14 protein-coding genes are annotated in these 18,329 nt (G+C 67.3%); 9 read left to right on the top strand and 5 right to left on the bottom strand.

All coding sequences use genetic code 11. The features are described from left to right. Positions 1–214: 214 nt before the first annotated feature. Positions 215–1,792 carry an FG-GAP-like repeat-containing protein gene (locus EV643_RS04360; RefSeq protein ID WP_133798663.1) on the bottom strand — a complete coding sequence of 526 codons (1,578 nt, stop codon included), beginning with the start codon at positions 1,790–1,792 and terminating at the stop codon, positions 215–217. Between the two features lie 145 nt (positions 1,793–1,937). After that, entirely contained in the window at positions 1,938–2,672 is a 735-nt protein-coding gene (locus EV643_RS04355) for a FadR/GntR family transcriptional regulator (protein WP_133798662.1), read from the bottom strand. A 202-nt stretch (positions 2,673–2,874) separates the two neighbouring features. Between EV643_RS04355 and EV643_RS04350 the strand changes: the two genes are divergently transcribed. The 7 genes from EV643_RS04350 (at position 2,875) to dgoD (ending at position 11,398) form a co-directional block, all read left to right on the top strand. Then, entirely contained in the window at positions 2,875–4,212 is a 1,338-nt protein-coding gene (locus EV643_RS04350) for an ABC transporter substrate-binding protein (RefSeq protein ID WP_133798661.1), read from the top strand. 64 nt (positions 4,213–4,276) lie between these two features. After that, complete coding sequence (locus EV643_RS04345) at positions 4,277–5,173, top strand: carbohydrate ABC transporter permease (protein ID WP_133798660.1); 897 nt, start codon at positions 4,277–4,279, stop codon at positions 5,171–5,173. Continuing rightward, entirely contained in the window at positions 5,170–6,093 is a 924-nt protein-coding gene (locus tag EV643_RS04340) for a carbohydrate ABC transporter permease (protein ID WP_133798659.1), read from the top strand. Before EV643_RS04345 ends, EV643_RS04340 begins: the two co-directional genes overlap by 4 nt. Before the next feature lie 26 nt (positions 6,094–6,119). After that, positions 6,120–8,114 carry a glycoside hydrolase family 2 protein gene (locus EV643_RS04335; protein ID WP_238165353.1) on the top strand — a complete coding sequence of 665 codons (1,995 nt, stop codon included), beginning with the start codon at positions 6,120–6,122 and terminating at the stop codon, positions 8,112–8,114. A 3-nt stretch (positions 8,115–8,117) separates the two neighbouring features. Beyond that, complete coding sequence (locus tag EV643_RS04330; protein WP_133798657.1) at positions 8,118–9,365, top strand: cellulase-like family protein; 1,248 nt, start codon at positions 8,118–8,120, stop codon at positions 9,363–9,365. Between the two features lie 79 nt (positions 9,366–9,444). Continuing rightward, complete coding sequence (locus EV643_RS04325; RefSeq protein ID WP_133798656.1) at positions 9,445–10,182, top strand: SDR family NAD(P)-dependent oxidoreductase; 738 nt, start codon at positions 9,445–9,447, stop codon at positions 10,180–10,182. Positions 10,183–10,252: 70 nt separating this feature from the next. Next, positions 10,253–11,398: a galactonate dehydratase gene (gene dgoD, locus EV643_RS04320; RefSeq protein WP_133798655.1), complete on the top strand. Its 1,146-nt coding sequence runs from the start codon at positions 10,253–10,255 to the stop codon at positions 11,396–11,398. A 79-nt stretch (positions 11,399–11,477) separates the two neighbouring features. Here dgoD and EV643_RS04315 read toward each other — a convergent pair whose 3' ends face one another. Then, positions 11,478–13,295, bottom strand: coding sequence for a sialidase family protein (locus EV643_RS04315; RefSeq protein WP_133798654.1), 1,818 nt, complete (start codon positions 13,293–13,295; stop codon positions 11,478–11,480). A 141-nt stretch (positions 13,296–13,436) separates the two neighbouring features. Between EV643_RS04315 and EV643_RS04310 the strand changes: the two genes are divergently transcribed. After that, on the top strand, positions 13,437–14,060 hold the full coding sequence (locus EV643_RS04310; protein WP_133798653.1) for a bifunctional 4-hydroxy-2-oxoglutarate aldolase/2-dehydro-3-deoxy-phosphogluconate aldolase: 624 nt from the start codon (positions 13,437–13,439) through the stop codon (positions 14,058–14,060). Further along, on the top strand, positions 14,053–15,012 hold the full coding sequence (locus EV643_RS04305; protein WP_133798652.1) for a sugar kinase: 960 nt from the start codon (positions 14,053–14,055) through the stop codon (positions 15,010–15,012). Before EV643_RS04310 ends, EV643_RS04305 begins: the two co-directional genes overlap by 8 nt. Before the next feature lie 173 nt (positions 15,013–15,185). On the opposite strand, the gene EV643_RS04300 is transcribed toward EV643_RS04305, so the two are convergent. Both EV643_RS04300 and EV643_RS04295 read right to left on the bottom strand, forming a co-directional pair. Beyond that, complete coding sequence (locus EV643_RS04300) at positions 15,186–16,649, bottom strand: ATP-binding protein (RefSeq protein ID WP_133798651.1); 1,464 nt, start codon at positions 16,647–16,649, stop codon at positions 15,186–15,188. Further along, positions 16,649–18,310, bottom strand: a complete 1,662-nt coding sequence (locus tag EV643_RS04295) for an NAD(P)/FAD-dependent oxidoreductase (RefSeq protein ID WP_133798650.1) — start codon at positions 18,308–18,310, stop codon at positions 16,649–16,651. The genes EV643_RS04300 and EV643_RS04295 overlap by 1 nt, the downstream gene beginning before the upstream one ends. Positions 18,311–18,329: the final 19 nt, after the last annotated feature.

Here is an 18,329-nt window from a genome sequence, read left to right as displayed (position 1 = left end):
AGACTGACGCAGAATGAACGGAATGTCACCGGCAAACGGCGAGTCGTCGACGTTCGAAGGAAAGTAACCCCCCTTGTGTCCGAAGAACCGAGGGCTATAGGCCACGATTCTTCGGACGCGAGCAAGCGGAGCTTGGGGCCCCAGGGCGGGGGTCAGGGCGGGGGCGGGGCGGAGCCACCCGGACCAGCCCGAGACCGAGCTCGCGGGGGCGCCGCTAGCCGTTCCAGCCGCTCCCCTGCTTCACCCGGGCTCCGAGGGCGGAGGGCTTGCCGGGGTAGAGGTACATGTCGCCGCCGGTGTTGGCGACCGTGATCAGGTCCGGGATCTTGTCGCCGTTCATGTCGCCCACGCCGGTGAGCGAGCGCATCCCGTTCCAGCCGCCGGAGCCGATCTCGACCCGGCTGGTGCCGCCACCGAAGGCGAGCCCCTTGTAGAGCCACAGCTTCCCGGTGGCCGGATCGACCGTGACGAAGTCGGGCTTGCCGTCGCGGGACAGGTCGCCGACCGCGGCCAGCTTGGTCAGCTTGCTCCAGCCGTGGCCGATCTCCTTGCGGGTGCCGAGCCCGTTCGTCTTGCCCGGGTACGCCCACAGCTTGCCGGTGGACTTCTCGATCGTGACCAGGTCCGGCTTCGCGTCACCGGTGATATTGCCGATCCCGATCAGGTCGCGCATACCGTTCCAGCCGCCGGTGCCGATCAGGATCCGGGTGCTGCCGGCCAAGTCCGGCCCGCGGTACAGCCAGAGCTTGCCGGTCGACTTCTCGATCGCGGCGACGTCCGCCTTGCCGTCGCCGGTGAGGTCTCCGACCCCGGTCAGCTCGGTGTAGGCGTTCCAGCCGGTGCCGAGTTTGACCGCGTTGCTGCCGCCCAGGAAGGCGCCCTGACCGTTGTTCGTGTACCGGTAGAGCGCGCCCGTCGGCCGGTGCACCGCGATCATGTCGGCCAGGCCGTCACCGCTCTGGTCGCCGGCGTTGGTGAGATCTGCGTCCGAGTGGCCGGACACGTACGACAAACCGTACTGCTGCATGGTCGCGTTCAGTGCGGCGGCCGACAACGTGTGCGTGCCGCCGGACGGCTTCCACGGGTCCCAGACGGTCAGCGTCTTCGCCGTCAGGTCGTAGCCGTAGATCAGGATGGCGTGGCCGAAGTGGCCGGACATGCCCTTGTTCCAGGGCAGCTTCTCCATCCAGACACCGATCTTCGGCGCCCGCTTCAAAGTGCCGATGTCGTACGCCGCCCAGTTCAGCAGGTTGGTCGCGTTCCCGGTGGTGTCGGTGTTCCAGACCGAGTACGCGAGGGGGTTGACGTACTTGTTGATCACCGGCAGCGCGGTCTTGTCCCAGGTGCCGGAGGTGGTGGTGCCCATCTGCTTGGCGAGCGACTCCTGGGTGACGCTGACGCCGAAGGTGCCGAGGACGACCGAGCTCGACGCGGGCACGCAGTTGTAGTTGGTGCTCTGGTACACGCCTTTGATCGACAGCTTCGCCGAGGTCGGCGCCGCCGCGGCCGCACGGGCGACCGCAGCGGCAGTCTTGGGTCGCGCTTCCACACCTGGGCTGACGTCACCAGCCGTGGTCGATCCGGCCGGGCGCGTGACGCCCGTGGCCGCGTTGGGTGCCGCGGCGGCCTGCTCGGTCTCGCTCAGCGCGATCGAACCCGTGGCCGGCGGCAACTGCTCGGCGTCCGGGGTGGTACCGGTGTCCGCGGTGGCCATGTGCGCGACGCCGCCGACGACGAGCCCGAGGCTCACCAAGGTCGCGGCGCCGAGCTTCCACTGCTGACGAAGCTTCATTCAAGTCCTCACAACTTCGGGCGGATGATCGACGTACACCCAAACACGGCAGAGGGGCAGACCGGCGTCCGGTCTGCCCCTCTCGACTGGCTGCTTCAGGACCTGTCAGCAAGCAGCCGTCGGTGCCGCCCAGTCGGCGCGATCGTCAGGGGCCTTCCTGTTGCGTGGCGCTGGAGCGAGCGCGATCGAGGTCGAGCAAGGACTTGGCGAGCAGCGCGCTCGCGGCATCTGCCGCCCGATCCGGGTCGCGGTCACGAATGGCGTCCAGCACGGCTGCGTGAGCCGGCGTCGGGTCGTCGTCCTCGACGGCACCGTGGACGAGGACGTCCCGGGCAGCCAGACCAGCCTCCAGGACAACCTCCATCCGCGTGAGCAGTTCGTTGTGGGTGGAGGCCAGCAAAGCCCGATGGAACGCGAGATCGGCCTCGACGGCGTTGCCGCGACCTGCCGCGGCGGCGGACATGAGTTCGAGTGCACGCTCCATCGCGGCGATGTCCCCCTCGTCGTGGCGAACAGCCGCCAGGCGCGCGCTCGCCGGTTCGAAGATGCCGCGAACCTCGGCCAGATCGTCCAGGAACTGGGTGTCCGCGCGACCGCCGAACTGCCAACGGATCACGTCCGGGTCGAGCAGGCGCCACTCGCTGCGTGGCTGGACGAAGGTGCCACGCTTCTGCCTGGCATCGACGAGGCCTTTCGCCTTCAGCACGCGCAGCGCCTCACGCACGACGGTCTTACTGATGTCGAGCTCGGCCTCCAGCGCGACGACGTCGATGGTCTCACCCTCGGCCAGGCGGCCGCCCACGATTCGCTGGCCGAGTTCCTCGACCACCTCCCCGTGGATGCCCCGCCCGCTGTAACCGCCTGCCCTGATTCTGTTCATGCGCAGTCCTTACCACGCTCCCAGCCACTGCCGATGACGGGGCTGGTTCCGTCGCAGACCACTTTACATGAATACATTTTTTATGACTACATCTTGACAGGCCGCGCTCCCTCGATCCAGGCTCGCAGTGAAACGACAGGAGCTCGCCTGGCCGCCATCCCTGTGCGGGTGACCACGGACAAGCGTGAGATGGGAGATCGACATGAGGCGTTGGCGTCTCGGGCGCCGTGGCCGTACGGCGCTGTTGGGTGGCCTGGCACTTTTGCTGGCACTGGGCGGGTGCGGATCCGGTGATGACAGCGCGGACACCGGTACCCAGCGGACCCCGGGCCAGAAGGTCCAGCTCGTCTTCTGGTCCTGGGTGCCAGGCGTGGACAAGGCGGTGGCTCTGTGGAACTCGCAGAACCCGGACGTGCAGGTCAAGCTGGAGAAGATCCCGGCCGGTGGCAGCGGCGGATATGCCAAGATGCACGCTGCCCTGGAGGCCGGTAAGGGAGCACCGGACCTCGCACAGGTCGAGTACCAGAACATCCCCGAGTTCCTGCTCGAGGAAGGCCTGGTCGACCTGTCGAAGCACGGCGTCAAGGACAGCCAGAGCAAGTTCGTCGACTGGCAGTGGCAGCAGGTCGCCTATGGCGACGGTGTGTACGCCGTACCGCAGGCGTCCGGTCCGATGGGGTTCTTCTACCGGTCCGACCTGTTCCAGAAGTGGGGCATCACCGCGCCGAAGACGTGGGCGGACTACAAGGCCGCCGCGGCGACGATCCGGCAGGAGGATCCCAAGGCCTACATCGGCACGTTCCCGCCGGGCAACTCGGCGTGGTTCACCTCGCTCGCGTGGCAGGCGGGTGCCAAGTGGTTCTCCGTGGACGGTGACACGTGGGTGGTGAATATCGACACCCCGGAGACCCTCAAGGTGGCGGAGTACTGGGACGGCCTGGTTCGCGACAAACTCGTCGCGACCGAACCCGACTTCGCGAACGCCTGGTACAAGCATCTGCAGGACGGCCAGATCGCCGGCTGGGTCAGCGCGCAGTGGGGCGACTCGATCCTGATGGGCAACGCGCCGAAGACCTCTGGCAAGTGGCAGGTGGCCCCGATGCCGCAGTGGGAGGGTGCGCAGTTCGCATCCGCCAACTGGGGCGGTTCGTCCACCGCGGTACTCAAGGGTGCGAAGTACCCCGCGGAGGCCACGAAGTTCGCCGTCTGGCTGAACACCGACCCGAAGAGCATCGACCTGCTGATCCAGGGCGGCTACGGCTGGCCCGCCGCCAAGGACGCGCTGCAGGGATCCGCACTGGACAAGCCCTACCCGTTCTTCGGCGGCCAGAAGATCAACGACGTGTTCGCCGAGGCCGACACAGCGATCGACAAGGACTGGGCGTGGATTCCCACCACGCCGGCCGTGTACCAGCACCTCAACGACGGATTCCAGCGGGCGATCTCCGGTCAAGGCACGTTCGTCGACGCCGTCAAGACAGCCCAGGCCAAGACCGTCGCCGATCTCAAGGCCAAGGGCCTGCAGGTTCGCGCCGACTGACAACCACGGTCCGGCGCCCGTCCACGGGGTGGGCGCCGGACCCAGACTCCCCGGAGCCTTGAACATGACGACATGGAGTACGCGGCGGCGTGCGGTGGCAGGCTTCCTGATGCCCTTCCTGCTGCTGTACGCGGCGTTCTTCATCCTGCCGATCGGCTACGCGGTCTATCAGAGCCTCCTCAAGACCGAGCGCTCGGGCCCGCTCGGCCTGGGCGGTTCGCGCCGGGTGTTCGCCGGACTGTCCAACTACGCCTCGGCCCTGACCGACCCTGGATTCGTCGACAGCATCCTTCGGGTGCTGGTGTTCGCCGCCGTACAGGTCCCCTTGATGATCACGCTGGCGACGGCACTCGCACTGCTGCTCGACTCGGCATCGGCGCGTGGCGTGCCACTCTTTCGCGGCGCCTACTTCCTCCCGTACGGCGTCCCGGGCGTGATCGCCTCGATTCTGTGGGGATTCCTCTACATTCCGGGCGTCAGTCCGATCGTGGACATCCTCGGCAAGACCGGCATCCAAGCCGACTTCCTCGGCTCCGGCACCGTGTTGTGGTCGGTCGCGAACATCGTCACCTGGGAGTTCGCCGGCTACAACATGCTCGTGGTGGTCGCGCAGCTAAAGGCCATCGACTCCGACCTCTACGAGGCAGCCCGCATCGACGGCGCGAACGCCTGGCAGGTGGTCCGGCACGTCAAGCTCCCGCTGATCCGGCCCGCGATCGTACTGACCACGGTCTTCACAATCATCGGCAGCCTGCAGCTGTTCGCGGAGCCGCTCGTCCTGCGCCCGATCAGTACGGCGATCAACACGTCGTACACGCCGAACCTGGCGGCCTACACGCAGGCCTTCGTCAACAACAACTACGGCCTGGCCGCGGCGCAGGCGGTCATTCTTGCGATCGTCGCCTGTGTGTTCTCGTTCGGCTTCCTCCGTCTTACCGGGCAGAGGGGTGACAAGCGGTGACCACGCTCACGGACCAGCCGGCGACCACTGCACAACCGCCTTCCGCGCCGCGACCAAAGCGTCGTACCAGGTCGGCGCAGCAGCCGGCGCTGGGCTGGCGGATTGTCGTCGTCGGGCTGCTGACGGTCTTCGCGCTCTACTTCCTACTGCCCGTCTACTGGCTGATCGTCGCGGCCACGAAATCGACAGGCGATCTCTTCGGCAGTTTCGGGCTCTGGTTCACCCAGCCGCAGCTGTGGGAGAACGTCCAAAACGTCCTGACGTACGACGGCTCAATCTATCTGCGCTGGACCCTCAACAGCATCCTGTACGCCGGTGCCGGCGCGGCGATCGCGACGCTGCTGGCCGCGATGGCGGGGTACGCGATGGCGAAGTACGAGTTCCGCGGCCGCGAGGGGGTCTTCAACGTGATCCTCGCGGGCGTGCTCATCCCCGGCACAGCGCTCGCTCTGCCGCTGTTCCTCCTCTTCTCCGAGCTCGGCCTGGCGAACACCTACCTGGCCGTCCTGCTCCCATCGGTCGTGAGCCCGTTCGGTGTGTACCTGTGCCGGATCTACGCGGCTGCCGCCGTACCCGACTCGCTCGTGGAGGCGGCGCGCATCGACGGCGCCGGCGAAGCGCGCATCTTCACCGCGCTCGCCCTGAGGATCATGGCGCCGGCGTTGGTCACGATCTTCCTGTTCCAGTTCGTGGGGATCTGGAACAACTACTTCTTGCCGTTGGTGATGCTGTCCGACCCGAAGCTCTACCCGATCACCCTCGGCCTCACCTCATGGCAGTCGTTCGCCGATCGTCAGCCGGACCTGTACCAACTGACCGTCGGCGGCGCCTTCCTGTCCGTCATACCGCTGATGATAGCGATCCTCGTCCTGCAGCGCTTCTGGCGCAGCGGCCTGACCGAGGGAAGCGTCAAGGGATGATCCGCCAACCTGTGAACGGAGTCTCCATGCCCTCCCGAAGAACCGTCCTGAAGGCCGGCGTGCTCGCTGCCGCGCTGCCGAGTCTCACGGTCCCGCGCGCCTTCGCCAGTACGACGCCCTCGCTTCCACCACACGGAGAACGGGAACCCGCCGGCACGCGGATCGAGCGGATCGCCGGCACCGGTGTCCTGTTCCAGTACGGCGAGGTGGTGCCGTCCTTCGACGGATGGGCACACCAGGAGCCGACGAGGGCCTACCGCAGCCTCAATGGCAACTGGGCGTTCCGCTTCGATCCGGACGACACAGGACTGTCCGGCGGATGGCACTTGCCCGGCGCCGACGTATCCGGATGGGACCGGATCGCCGTGCCGTCCTCCTGGGATTTGAAGGATGACCCGGACTGGGGCAGCTATGACGGCACGGGCTTCGGCAGTGGTACGGCGTTCCAGGACGGGTATGCCTGGTATCGCACCGAGCTCCGGGTGCCGGGCGCCTGGGTCGGGAAGCAGATCCGGCTGATGTTCCTGGCGGTGAACTACCGCGCGGACGTGTGGGTGAACGGGCGGTTCATCGGGTCGCACGAGGGTGGGCACACACCGTTCGCGCTATCCGTCGGCAATGCGCTGCAGCCCGGTTCCGGCGCGGTGATCGCGGTTCGCGTACACCGTCGTGCCGACTTCACGGACTACCAGACGGGCACCGGACCGCTCAGCGATCCGCTCGCCGTGCCGTGGAAGCCGGTCGACTACTGGCCCTACGCGGGTATCACTCGCTCGGCGTGGCTGGAAGCCGTTCCGCAGGTGACGATCGCGAAGGTGCTCGTCTCGGCCCAGGACGGCCGATTCGAGACCCGCGTCGTGGTCGCCAACCACGGCCCTCGGCGATTCAGCGGCGAGGTGGTGGTGAAGCCGGGTCACGGCACCAGCCGTGGCGTCGTACCCGTGAGCCTCGCGGCCGGCGAGGTAGCGGTCGTTGCCGCGTCGCTGGAGATTCCAGGGGCGCCGCAGTGGCGGACGGACCGTCCACGGTTGCTCAGGGCAACTGTCGAGGTGCGCTCGCGGGATCGGGTTGTCGTCGACCAATTGTCGACGACGTACGGCGTTCGATCGGTGCAGGTCGACCGCTCGCTGCTGAAGGTCAACGGTGAACCACAGTTCCTGAAGGGATTCAACTGGCACGAGGAATCCGCCGCACATGGTCGGTCGATGACGATCGCGGAGTACGACCACGAGCTCGGCCACGCTCTGGACACTGGCGCGAACCTGCTCCGCAACTGCGTCTACAACCGGCATCCGTACGTCTACGACTGGGCGGACAGGCATGGCGTGTTCGTCATGGACGACATCGACAACATGTGGATGAACACCGACCAGGAACGCGTCCAGACCGAGCGCTACGGACTGTCCCGGGCGCTCGCCGCGACGATGGCGTGGAATCAGCACAACCGGCCGTCGGTCATCCTGTGGTGCCTGCAGAACGAATCGGAGATCGACGCGAACGGCGGACCGGTGTACCGCGCCTGGCTGCAAGACATGAAGGACGCGATCAAGGCGCTCGACATCCAGAACAGGCCCGTCACCTGGGCGTCGGCGACGTCCTGGGACCCGGCGTTCGACATCGCCGACGTCGTCGGCTTCAACGAGTACTTCGGCTACTTCTACGGCAAGAACGAGGACCTCGGCCCCACCATCGACGCGGTGCACCAGAACCACCCGGACAAGCCGATCATCATCACCGAGAACGGATCTTGGTCGTATCTCGGCAAGCACGGTCCGGACACCGAGCAGGGCAACGAGGAGTGGCACGCCGCCAACTTCCGCTCGCACTGGCAACAGGTCACCGATCGCCCGGACTACGTGGCGGGCTACCTGTTCTGGGTGCTGAAGGACTACAAGCAGCGGCTGGGCTACAACGAGGAGCTCAACGGCATCTCCACCATGGGCCTGCTCGGCTTCGACTCCACCACCCGACGCCTCGTGTACGACGACTTCGCCGCCGCGGCGCTCCCGGAAGGTCGATGACCGTTGATCCCTTCACACCTGCCACAGCGTCTGACGATCACGCTCTGGGACTTCTCGTGGTACACCCAGACCACCGTCGATGAACCTTTTCACGATGTCGAAGCGGCTTTCGATCAGGCCGTCGAGCGCGGTTACAACACGGTGCGGATCTGCGCCATGCCCTACCTCCTCTTCGGTGACCACGGCATCGACACCACTCGACTGCGCATCGCAGGTATGGGCGGCTCCGTCGGCGCTCGCACCCGCTGGTACGACGTGCGGGGTGGTGCCGTCATCGACGGCCGGCAACGACTGCGCGAGCTCTTCGAGGCGGCACGGCGGCATGACTGCTTCGTCATCCTCTCGTCCTGGGAGTACCAGCAGAGCCCCGCCTTCCTCGAGACCCGCGACTGGTACGACGCCCTGGTCGACGTCGCGCCCGAAGAGCGTCATCGGACCATGGCTTTGGCGATGTCGGATCTCGTGCAATACCTCAAGGACTGCGACCTGGCCGATCGCATCGCGTACGCGGAGTTGCACAACGAGGTCGACCTGAGCCGGCTGCGCGACGTCGGCAACGATCCGTACTGGGCCCAACGCGGCCATGTCTCGGAGGCCGTCGACCTGATGCGCAAGCGCCACCCCGATATTCTTTCGACCTCCTGTTACGGCATCACGCCGTACCTCGACATGGACGCCGTTGCGGACAACGGCCAGGTCGCCCACTTCCACGTCTACGTGTACGGCGTGCTGTCGGCACTCGAGGAGTGGGCCGGCGTCCGCGTGTCGCCGCCAGAATTCCCGCGCCCTGCCCTGCAATCTCTCCTGCGGGAGGACGCGCCGGATTTCGGCGCCTACGCCACGGAGGCTGACCAGTGGCGGCTCGACGCGACCGGTGTGTCGGCGAGCATGTTCTACAGCTACGACTGGGTCGATCCGGTCAAGTGGGATCGCTGGCTCTACGAGAACTACGGCGACTACCGCGTCGCGATGCTGCAGGCGATCGACGATCGGCTCGACGTGATAGCACGCTGGGCATCGCGTCGTGACATCCCGGCGGTCATCGGCGAAGGGTGGATCGGCTACACCCCGCTGCTCGCCGACTTCGAGGACGGCCCGGTCGGCCAGAGCATCGCCGAGTACGCGGTCGAGAAATGCATCGAGCACGGTTTCTGGGGCACCGTCCTCGGCTCCAACTCAGCACCACACCACCCGGGCTGGCGCAACGTCGAGTGGCAACGCCGCTGGAATCGCCGCCTGCTGAAGGCCTGATCGCGCAGGCCCAGGGCAAGATATTGTCATAAAATATGGGTATAATCCCTGGCTCGGGTGTAGGCGATCCAGGCCTGACATGAAGGAGGACGACGTGCGGCTGGGTGGACGGGTGATCGTGGTGACCGGCGCGGCCACCGGTATCGGCGCTGCCTGCGTCCAGCGGTTCCTCGATGAGGGCGCATCCGTCGTCCAGCTGGACGTCAAGCCGTGCAAGGAGATCCCCGATCGCGCGATCGCAGTACTCGGTGATGTGGCGTCGCCGGATACGTGGGCCGAGGCGCTCTCGCGCGGGCGGGACGAGCTGGGACCGATCAGCGGACTGGTCAGCAACGCCTTCACCCTCGACGTCTTGCCGGCGCACGACCTCTCACCGGTGTCGTGGCAGCGGCAGCTCGACGTCAACCTCACCGCCGCGTTCCTCGGCTTCCGCAGCCTGTACGGCGACCTGTCGGCCACGCGTGGCTCCGTGGTGCTGGTGTCGTCGGTACACGCGGTCATCGGGCTGCCCGGACATCCGGCGTACGCCGCGACGAAGGGCGCACTGGTTTCGCTGGGGCGGCAACTCGCGGTCGAGTACGGCGGGACGATCCGGGTGAACACGGTGCTGCCGGGTCCGGTGGAGACGGCCGCGTGGGATCGTGTCGATGCGGACGGCCGGGAGCAGAGTGCGCGGGCGACAGCGGTCGGGCGGCTGGGCCGGCCGGATGAGGTGGCGTCGGTGGTGGCGTTCCTGCTGTCGGAGGAGGCGTCGTTCGTGACGGCGGCGAACTGGACGGTCGACGGCGGCTGGTCAGCGGTCAAGGACTCCGCATGAGCGGCTCGAAGGCGACTCGTGGTTCAAAGGCGCGGGGTGCGACGAGTGCGTCCAAGGCTCGGGGTGGCAGGTGAAGATCGAGCGGATCGAGACGTTCCTGGTCCCGCCACGGTGGTTGTTCTGCCGGATCGAGACGAGTGACGGCGTCGTCGGCTGGGGTGAACCCGTGGTCGAGGGACGAGCCGAGGTCGTCCGGACCGCGATCGAGACACTGTCGGAGTACCTGATCGGCCAGGACCCACTGCAGATCGAGCGGCACTGGCAGGTCCTGTCCAAGGGCGGGTTCTACCGAGGCGGCCCGGTGCTGAGCAGTGCGGTCGCCGGGCTCGACCATGCGCTGTGGGACATCGCAGGCAAGGTGTACGGCGCTCCCGTCGCGGCCCTGCTCGGCGGCCGCGTCCGGGATCGGGCTCGCGTCTATGCGTGGGTCGGTGGCGACGAGCCGGGTGAGATCGCGGCGCAGGTGGGCGAGCAGGTCGCGGCCGGGATGACCGCGGTGAAGATGAACGCCAGTGGCCGGATCCAGCCGTCGCCATCGCTGGCGGAGATCAAGTCCATTGTGTCGCGGCTGGCAGCCGCGCGGTCGGTGCTCGGCGACTCGCTCGACGTCGCGATCGACCTGCACGGGCGGGTCGGGGTCGCGGGAGCGCGGCGGATCCTGCATGCGGTCGAGGATCTGCATCCATTGTTCGTCGAAGAACCGGTACTGCCGGAGCAGTTGCACCAGTTGCCGGAGGTGGTCGGACGTTCGACTGTGCCGGTGGCGTTGGGCGAACGCCTGTACAACCGGTCGGATTTCGTACCGGCTTTGAACGCGGGAGTCGCGGTCGTGCAGCCCGATGTGTCGCACGCCGGGGGGATCTCGGAGCTGCGGCGAATCGCAGTACTGGCCGAGACGCATGGGGCGTCGTTCGCGCCGCATTGCCCGTTGGGGCCGATCTCGCTGGCGGCGAGTCTCCAGGTGTCCTTCGCAACGCCGAACTTCCTGATCCAGGAGCAGAGCCGGGGCATCCACTACAACCTGGAGAGTGACCTGACGTCGTACGTCGTCGATCCGGCGCCGTTTACCTGGGTCAATGGGTACGCGGAGTGGAATCCCCTGCCAGGGTTGGGCATCACGGTCGACGAGGAGGCGGTGCGCGCCGCGGATCGGAAGGGCCATGCGTGGCGCAATCCGATCTGGACCCACGAGGACGGATCGTTCGCGGAATGGTGACGGCCGTGGTACCGGCGTCGGGTGAGCTGACCTGGCGGCTCACGGTGTCCGCGTCCGCCAGGTCAGCCTGATGCTCTCGCTACCCGAGCGGGAGGTCGAGGACCGCGTTCGGGATGGTGGTGGCGTTGGCGGTGCGGATGCTGTTGAGCTCGGTCGAGGTGAGGGCGCGCTTGTAGATGCGGACCTCGTCGAGCGAGCCGTCGAAGTGGTGGGCTCCGTCGAGGCGCTGGCCGACGTACATCTTGAACGGACGGCCAGGGCTGATCGAACCGGTCGGGGCAGCGACGCTGGCGATCTGGGCGCCGTCGACCCAGATGGCAAGCGTTCCCGCCTTGCGTTGCAGAGCGACGTGGTGCCAGGCGTTGTCGTTGTATGCCTTGGTCGTCACCACGGATGCGGTCGACCCGTTGACTGTGATCAGACCCTTGATCCGCGCGCTGGCGGGTTCAGCACGCAGCCAGAATTGGGAGAACTCGTTGATCCCGTAACCCCAGAAGATCGCCTGGCTCGCCGTACTCGCGCCGTACTTGATCCACGTCATCGCGGTGAAGTCACCGGATCCGAGCGCCAGCGATTCGGCGTACGGGAGCTGGATCGCGTCGTCGACACCGTCCAGGTCACGCCCCTGGCCGAACTTCCCGGCGACCGCCGTCGAACCGCCCCGAAGGTAACTGTGGTTACCGAGGCCGGACACGTCGGGCGTGGTCGGACCGCTGGCGCCGTCGGGGTGACCGATGTCGGTCTCGGTGAACCGCGCGAACCGGACCTGGTCGCGCGCGTCGACCGCACCGCCTTCGTACAGCAGGCCGATCTCGCCGGTGTCGAGCAGGGTCATGTCCGAGTAGCCGGACCATTCGCTGGTGATCCGGGTGCCTTCGTCGACGGTCTGCCACGTCTTCCCTTCGTCGAAGCTGGACCTGAGCGTCATGTACCGGCGCCGCTCGGGATCGGCCGGCGCGGCGAACAGGATCCTGTTGTACTTCGCACCTTGATCAATCGCCCGCAATCTCAGCAGCGAGCCCTGTACGACGGGAGTGGTGAGACCCGCGATCGTCTGGAACGGCGCAGCGAAGGTCTCGCCACCATCGTTGCTGACGGCAAATGCTCGACTGGCGCCGGCACTGCCTCCGTTGTTACGGGCGCCGGCGTAGACCCCGCCGTCGACTTTCTCCACGACACTAATCTCCTGCGGGACCATCCCATCGGACCGCACATCGGTCGCGCCCTTGCGCCAGGTCACGCCGTGATCATCGCTGTAAACCAACTGCCCGGCCTGCTGTCCGTCGACGCTGTAGTTCGTCCCGACGACGAGGCGGCCCTTGTGTGCACCCCGGGCCAACTGGATGCCGTGCACCGGTCCGGTCGCGTACCAACTCCAGGTCGGGTCATCGATCTCGCTGAGGAGGGATCGGGCCTTACTGAACGTGCGACCGTCGTCGTCGCTGTACTGCACGTACGGCGTCCGCGGCAGGTTGGTGCCGGTACCCGGGTCCATGGTGCTGAGCAGGATGATCCGGCCGGTCTCCAGGTCGACGACCGGCGCCGGGTTGCCCCGGGTCGCCACGGCGTTCGGATCCGAGTCGGTGCCGGAGAGCACGATCTGCTGCGCGGACCAGGTACGCCCGTCGTCCTCGGACCGGCGCATCACCAGGTCGATCTCCTGGGAATCGCCGCACCAGGTTCGTCTGGCTTCGGCGAATGCGAGCAGTGTTCCGGTCTTCGTCCGGACGATGGCCGGGATCCGGTAACAGCCGTAGCCGGCGTTGCCCTTGTCGAACAACACGGTCTGAGTGACGGCGGCGGCCGCGGGTGGGGTTTGATCTGGGGTGCTCAGCAACACGGTGCTGAGCAGGGCCAGGGCGAGGGTTGGGAACACCAGACGTCGGAATCTGGGCATGATGGCTTGCCTTCCGGTGAGCAGAAAGTTACTGGGCGGATTGCTCACTTGGAAAAATATCCACATCGGCGATGTCCAAACCTGAGACATCCCACGTCCTATGTATGGATCGATCCAATAGGTTGGAGCCCAGGAGGAGATATGGACTTACTGGCAGAGCTGACTGACCGGAAACTGCTCGCGATCATCCGCGCCGACGGACCGGATCGGGCGCTGGAGTGCATCCAGACGCTGGTCGGCGCGGGGATCACCGCGCTGGAGGTCTCGCTGACCACGCCGGGTGCGGTCGAGGCGATCGCGAAGGCCCGATCGGAGTTCGACCCGTCGGTGCTGATCGGCGCCGGGACCGTCGTGACGCCGGCGCAGGCCGATGAGGTGGCCGCGGCGGGAGCGGGGTTTGCGGTGACGCCCGCGATCACGCGTGGTGCGGCGCAGAGTGTGGAGATCGGGCTCCCGCTGTTGTGCGGTGCGCTGACCCCGACCGAGATCGTCAACGCACTCGACCTAGGCGCGCTCGCCGTGAAGGTCTTCCCGGCGAAACTCCACGGCCCCGGCTACCTCCGCGAACTCCACGCGCCTCTCCCCGACGCACCACTGATCGCCGTCGGCGGGGTCGACGCGGTGACCGCCCCGCAGTACCTCGCCGCCGGCGCCCTGGCCGTTGGCGTCAGCTCCCCTCTGTTAGGCGACGCCGCCACCGGGGGCTCCCAGTCTGACCTCGCCGCCCGCGCCTCCGCCTTCCTCAAAGCAGTGAGCGATGTTTGAGGCCCAACCGCACGAGGCAGTAGAGGTACTCACACTCGGCGAGACGATGGTGTCGCTGCGCACCGTACGCGCGATGCGGCTCGGCGGCGACGCGCACCTGTCCATCGCGGGTTCGGAGAGCAACGTGGCGATCGGCCTGGCCCGGCTCGGTCACCACGCCGCCTGGGTAGGTGCTGTAGGCAACGATGAGCCCGGGCGGTTGGTCCAGCGCACCCTGCGGGCCGAAGGTGTCGACACCTCGTGGCTGCGATTCTCCGACGAGTCGTTCACCGGTTTCATCGCCTTCGACCAGCCTGCCCACGACATCACCCGGGTCAGCTACCACCGCCGCGGTTCGGCCGGATCGACCTTGACCGCCGACGAATGCGTTGCCGCGCTCAAGGCGTCGTCGCCAATCCTGCTCCACGTCACCGGCATCACGCCCGCACTCTCTGACACGGCCCGCGCGGCAACCGCGGCCGTAGTACAAGCTGCGTCTGCCGCCGGGGTGCGGGTTTCCCTCGACGTGAACTATCGCGCCCGCCTGTGGTCGCGCCCCGAAGCAGCCGCAGCCCTCCGTGAACTACTCCCCTCGGTACACACGATCTTCGCCTCAGAGGACGAGCTCGACATCCTCACCGACGCCGACGAACCAATCGCCGCCCTCCTGTCCGCAGGCGCTGAGGACGTCGTCGTCACCGCCGGCGGCAAGGGCGCCTGGTCCCACTCCCCCGCCGGCACCCTCCACCAGCCCGCCCTCCCCGTCACGGTCGTCGACAGCATCGGCGCCGGCGACGCGTTCGTATCCGGCTACCTCTCCGCCACCCTCGACCACCTCACCCCCGAAGCCCGCCTCACCCGAGCCACCTCCTCCGGCGCCTTCTGCGTAGGCGCCCACGGCGACTGGGAATCCCTCCCCACCCGCGACGACCTGACCCTCCTAACCCACACCCACGGCACCGCCCTCCGCTAGCCGTCCGGCCGATCCGGGGAGGGGAATGTGTTACCACGGGTGCCAACAGCCGCCCCAGACACCGCGAAAACCCTCCCCAGTCCAGCCAGCAACGGCACGCCGGTCCGGCAGGTGCGGATCACCGCGGCGGCCCACTTCCGACGGGTCCCAACCCTCGCGACCCCGCCCCACGATCAGATCAAGTCGGCCTGCGCCTCTATTTCGGCTTCGGGGTCGATGGGGAGGACTATCTTGAAGCGGGTGTCGCCGGGCTGGGACTCGACGCGCAGGTCGCCGTGGTGTTTCTTGACCACGATCCGCCAGGAGATGTCCAGGCCGAGACCGGTGCCCTCGCCGATCGGCTTGGTGGTGAAGAACGGCTCGAAGATGCGGCGGCGGATCTCCGGCGGGATGCCCGGTCCGGTGTCGCCGATCTCGACCACCGCGTAGGCGCCGTCGCGCTTGGTCCGGATCGTCAGCGTGCCGGAGCCGCCCATCGCGGAGACGGCGTTGTCGATGACGTTGGTCCACACCTGGTTGAGCTCCGCCGCGTACGCCGGGATCGGGGGCAGCTCGGGATCGAACTCCTTCACCACCTCGATGCCCTGCAACTTGCCCGACATCATCACCAGCGTCGACTTCAGCAGTTCGCGCAGATCCACCACCTGGTACGGCGCGCGGTCGATCTGCGAGTACTGCCTGGCGGCGCCGACCAAGGTGGAGATCCGGGTGACCGAGTCGTCGATCTCGTTCATCAGCGACTCGGTGTCGATCGTGTACATCAACCACCGGACAGCACCTTCGAGGTACGCCGGGCCGACGGCCGCCAGCACCTCCTCCATCCATTCGACATCCAGCCCGACCGAGGCCAGCACGGGCGCCACGTCCCAGCTGGAGGTCACGTCGTGATCGTCGAGCCAGTCGGACAGCGAGTCCTCGGCGTCGGACAGCTCGATCGGCGAGACCTCCTTGGCCTTCGCCTTGGCCACCCGCTCGACCGCGGCCTCCTGCAACTCGACGATCTGGTGCAGCTTGGTCGCGTCAAGGGTGCCGTCGGCAAGCATCGCGAGCTTGGACCGCATCCCGGCGACCCGCTGCCGAAGGGTGGCAGCGGCCCGAACCGCTGCGGCGGCGGGGTTGTTGAGCTCATGGGTCAACCCGGCGGACAAGGAGCCCAGGGCAAGCAACCGCTCGCGCTCCCCCATCGTCTGGTTGGTCCGCCGCATCCCCGACACGAACCCGTCGATCAGGTGCACCGCCATCGGGAACCAGCGGTTCATCATATCGGCCATCACACTGGCGTCGATCACGAAGAACGACGACGGCCTGGTGACCCGCATCGTCGTACCGTAGGCGGTGCCTTCGTCGGCTCCGAGGAACGCTGTCACCGCGCCCGCATAGACGCCGCGCTGCGAGGTGCGGTTGACCTCCACCTCCTCGCCGTGCGACATCTTGCACATCCGGATCTCGCCGTCCAGCAGGACGTAGCAGCAGGTGCCGACCTCGCCCTCGGCGAAGACGATGCCCTCCTCGACGTTCTGCACGTGACCTGAATTCGCCAGCAGGCTGAGCTGTTCGTCGGTGAGGCTCTCGAACAGGAAGAGCGTGCGCAGTTCGTCGATGCTCAACCGCTGCGGTTCCGCTGTCTCGGCAGTCATCACAACATCTCCAGGTATCGGTGCACCAAGGTCACGGCCATCGCGCCGTCGCCGACCGCGGAGGCGACCCGCTTGACCGACTCGGCCCGGACGTCGCCCGCCGCGAAGACGCCCGGCATGCTCGTCTCCAGGTGGTACGGCTCCCGCTCCAGCGCCCAGCCCGGCGGCTTCCCACGCAGGTCGGGCCCGGTCAGCACGAATCCGCGCTGATCGCGGAGCAGATCACCCGGCAGCCAGTCGGTCCGCGGGGCCGCGCCGATGAACACGAACATCCATTCCGTGTCCACCTCGCGGCTCTCGCCGGTCGCGCTGTTGTGCAGGGTGAGCCGCTCCAGGTGATCCGACCCTTTGCAGGACACCACCTCGGTACAGGTGTGGACCTCGATGTTGTCGATGTCGTCGATCTGGTTGATCAGGTACGACGACATGGTCGCCAGCAGCGAGGGGCCTCTTACCAGCATATGCACGCGTTTCGCATGCCGGCTGAAGTAGACCGCCGCCTGGCCGGCCGAGTTCGCCCCGCCGATGATGTAGACCTCCTGGCCGACGCAGCTCGGACCCTCGGTGGTCGCCGAACCGTAGTAGATGCCCCGGCCGCACAGGTCGTCCACGCCGGGTGCCTCCAGCGTCCGGTACGAGACGCCGGTCGCCAGGATGACCGAGTGCGCGGAGATGTCGCTGCCGTCGGAGAACATCAGCCGACGCGCGGAACCGGCGGCCTCCAGTCCAACCACCTGACGCGCGGTCAGCAACTCCGCGCCGAAACGAACTGCCTGCCGCCGAGCCCGATCGGTGAGCTGGGACCCGGAAACGCCGTCGGGGAAGCCCAAGTAGTTCTCGATCCGGCTGGACTGACCGGCCTGCCCACCAGTCGCCAACTGCTCGACCAGTACGGTCCGCAGTCCCTCGCTGGCGCCGTAGACGGCAGCACCGAGACCGGCCGGACCACCGCCGACCACGACCAGATCGTAGAATTCCTCGGCGGGCTTCGTGGACAAGCCGACGTTGGCGGCCAGGTCGGCCTCCGACGGGGCGACCATCACGCTCCCGTCAGGGGTGATCACCACGGGCAGCGTCGAACCGTCGACGCCGGCGGCTTCCAGCAGACGCTTGCTCTCGTCGTCATCCACCCCGAGCCAGCGGAACGGCACAGCGTTGCGGGCGAGGAAGTCGCGCGCCGCGAACGACGGCGCCGACCAGCGGTGGCCGATCACCCGGGTCTCGTCCGTGGACGGCTCGGGGGTCGTCCGCCACAGCTCGAGCATCGCGTCGACCACCGGATAGAGCTTCTCCTCCGGCGGGTTCCACGGTTTGAGCAGATAGTGGTCCAGGTCGACGACGTTGATCGCCTGGATCGCGGCATCGGTGTCGGCGTACGCGGTGAGCAGGACGCGCCGGGCGAGCGGGAACAGGTCCATCGCCTGCTCGAGGAACTCGATTCCGGTCATCTGCGGCATCCGGTAGTCGGCCAGCAGCAACGCCACCGGCTCGCCGCGGAGCTTGAGCTCGCGCAACGCTTCCAGGGCCTGCGGTCCGGCCTCGGCCCGGACGATCCGGTTCTCCTCGCCGTACCGGCGGCGCAGATCGCGGGCAATCGAGCGGGAAACACCCGGATCGTCGTCCACGGTGAGGACCACCGGGCGGGAAGTCGACGCTGTCATGCCTCCTTCATACCAGCGC

Origin of the sequence: Kribbella caucasensis (genome assembly GCF_004361855.1) — a bacterium.
Taxonomy (GTDB): Bacteria; Actinomycetota; Actinomycetes; order Propionibacteriales; family Kribbellaceae; genus Kribbella; species Kribbella caucasensis.
The sequence above is the reverse complement of the archived record's forward strand: the minus strand, read 5'-3'. Positions and strand labels throughout refer to the sequence as shown.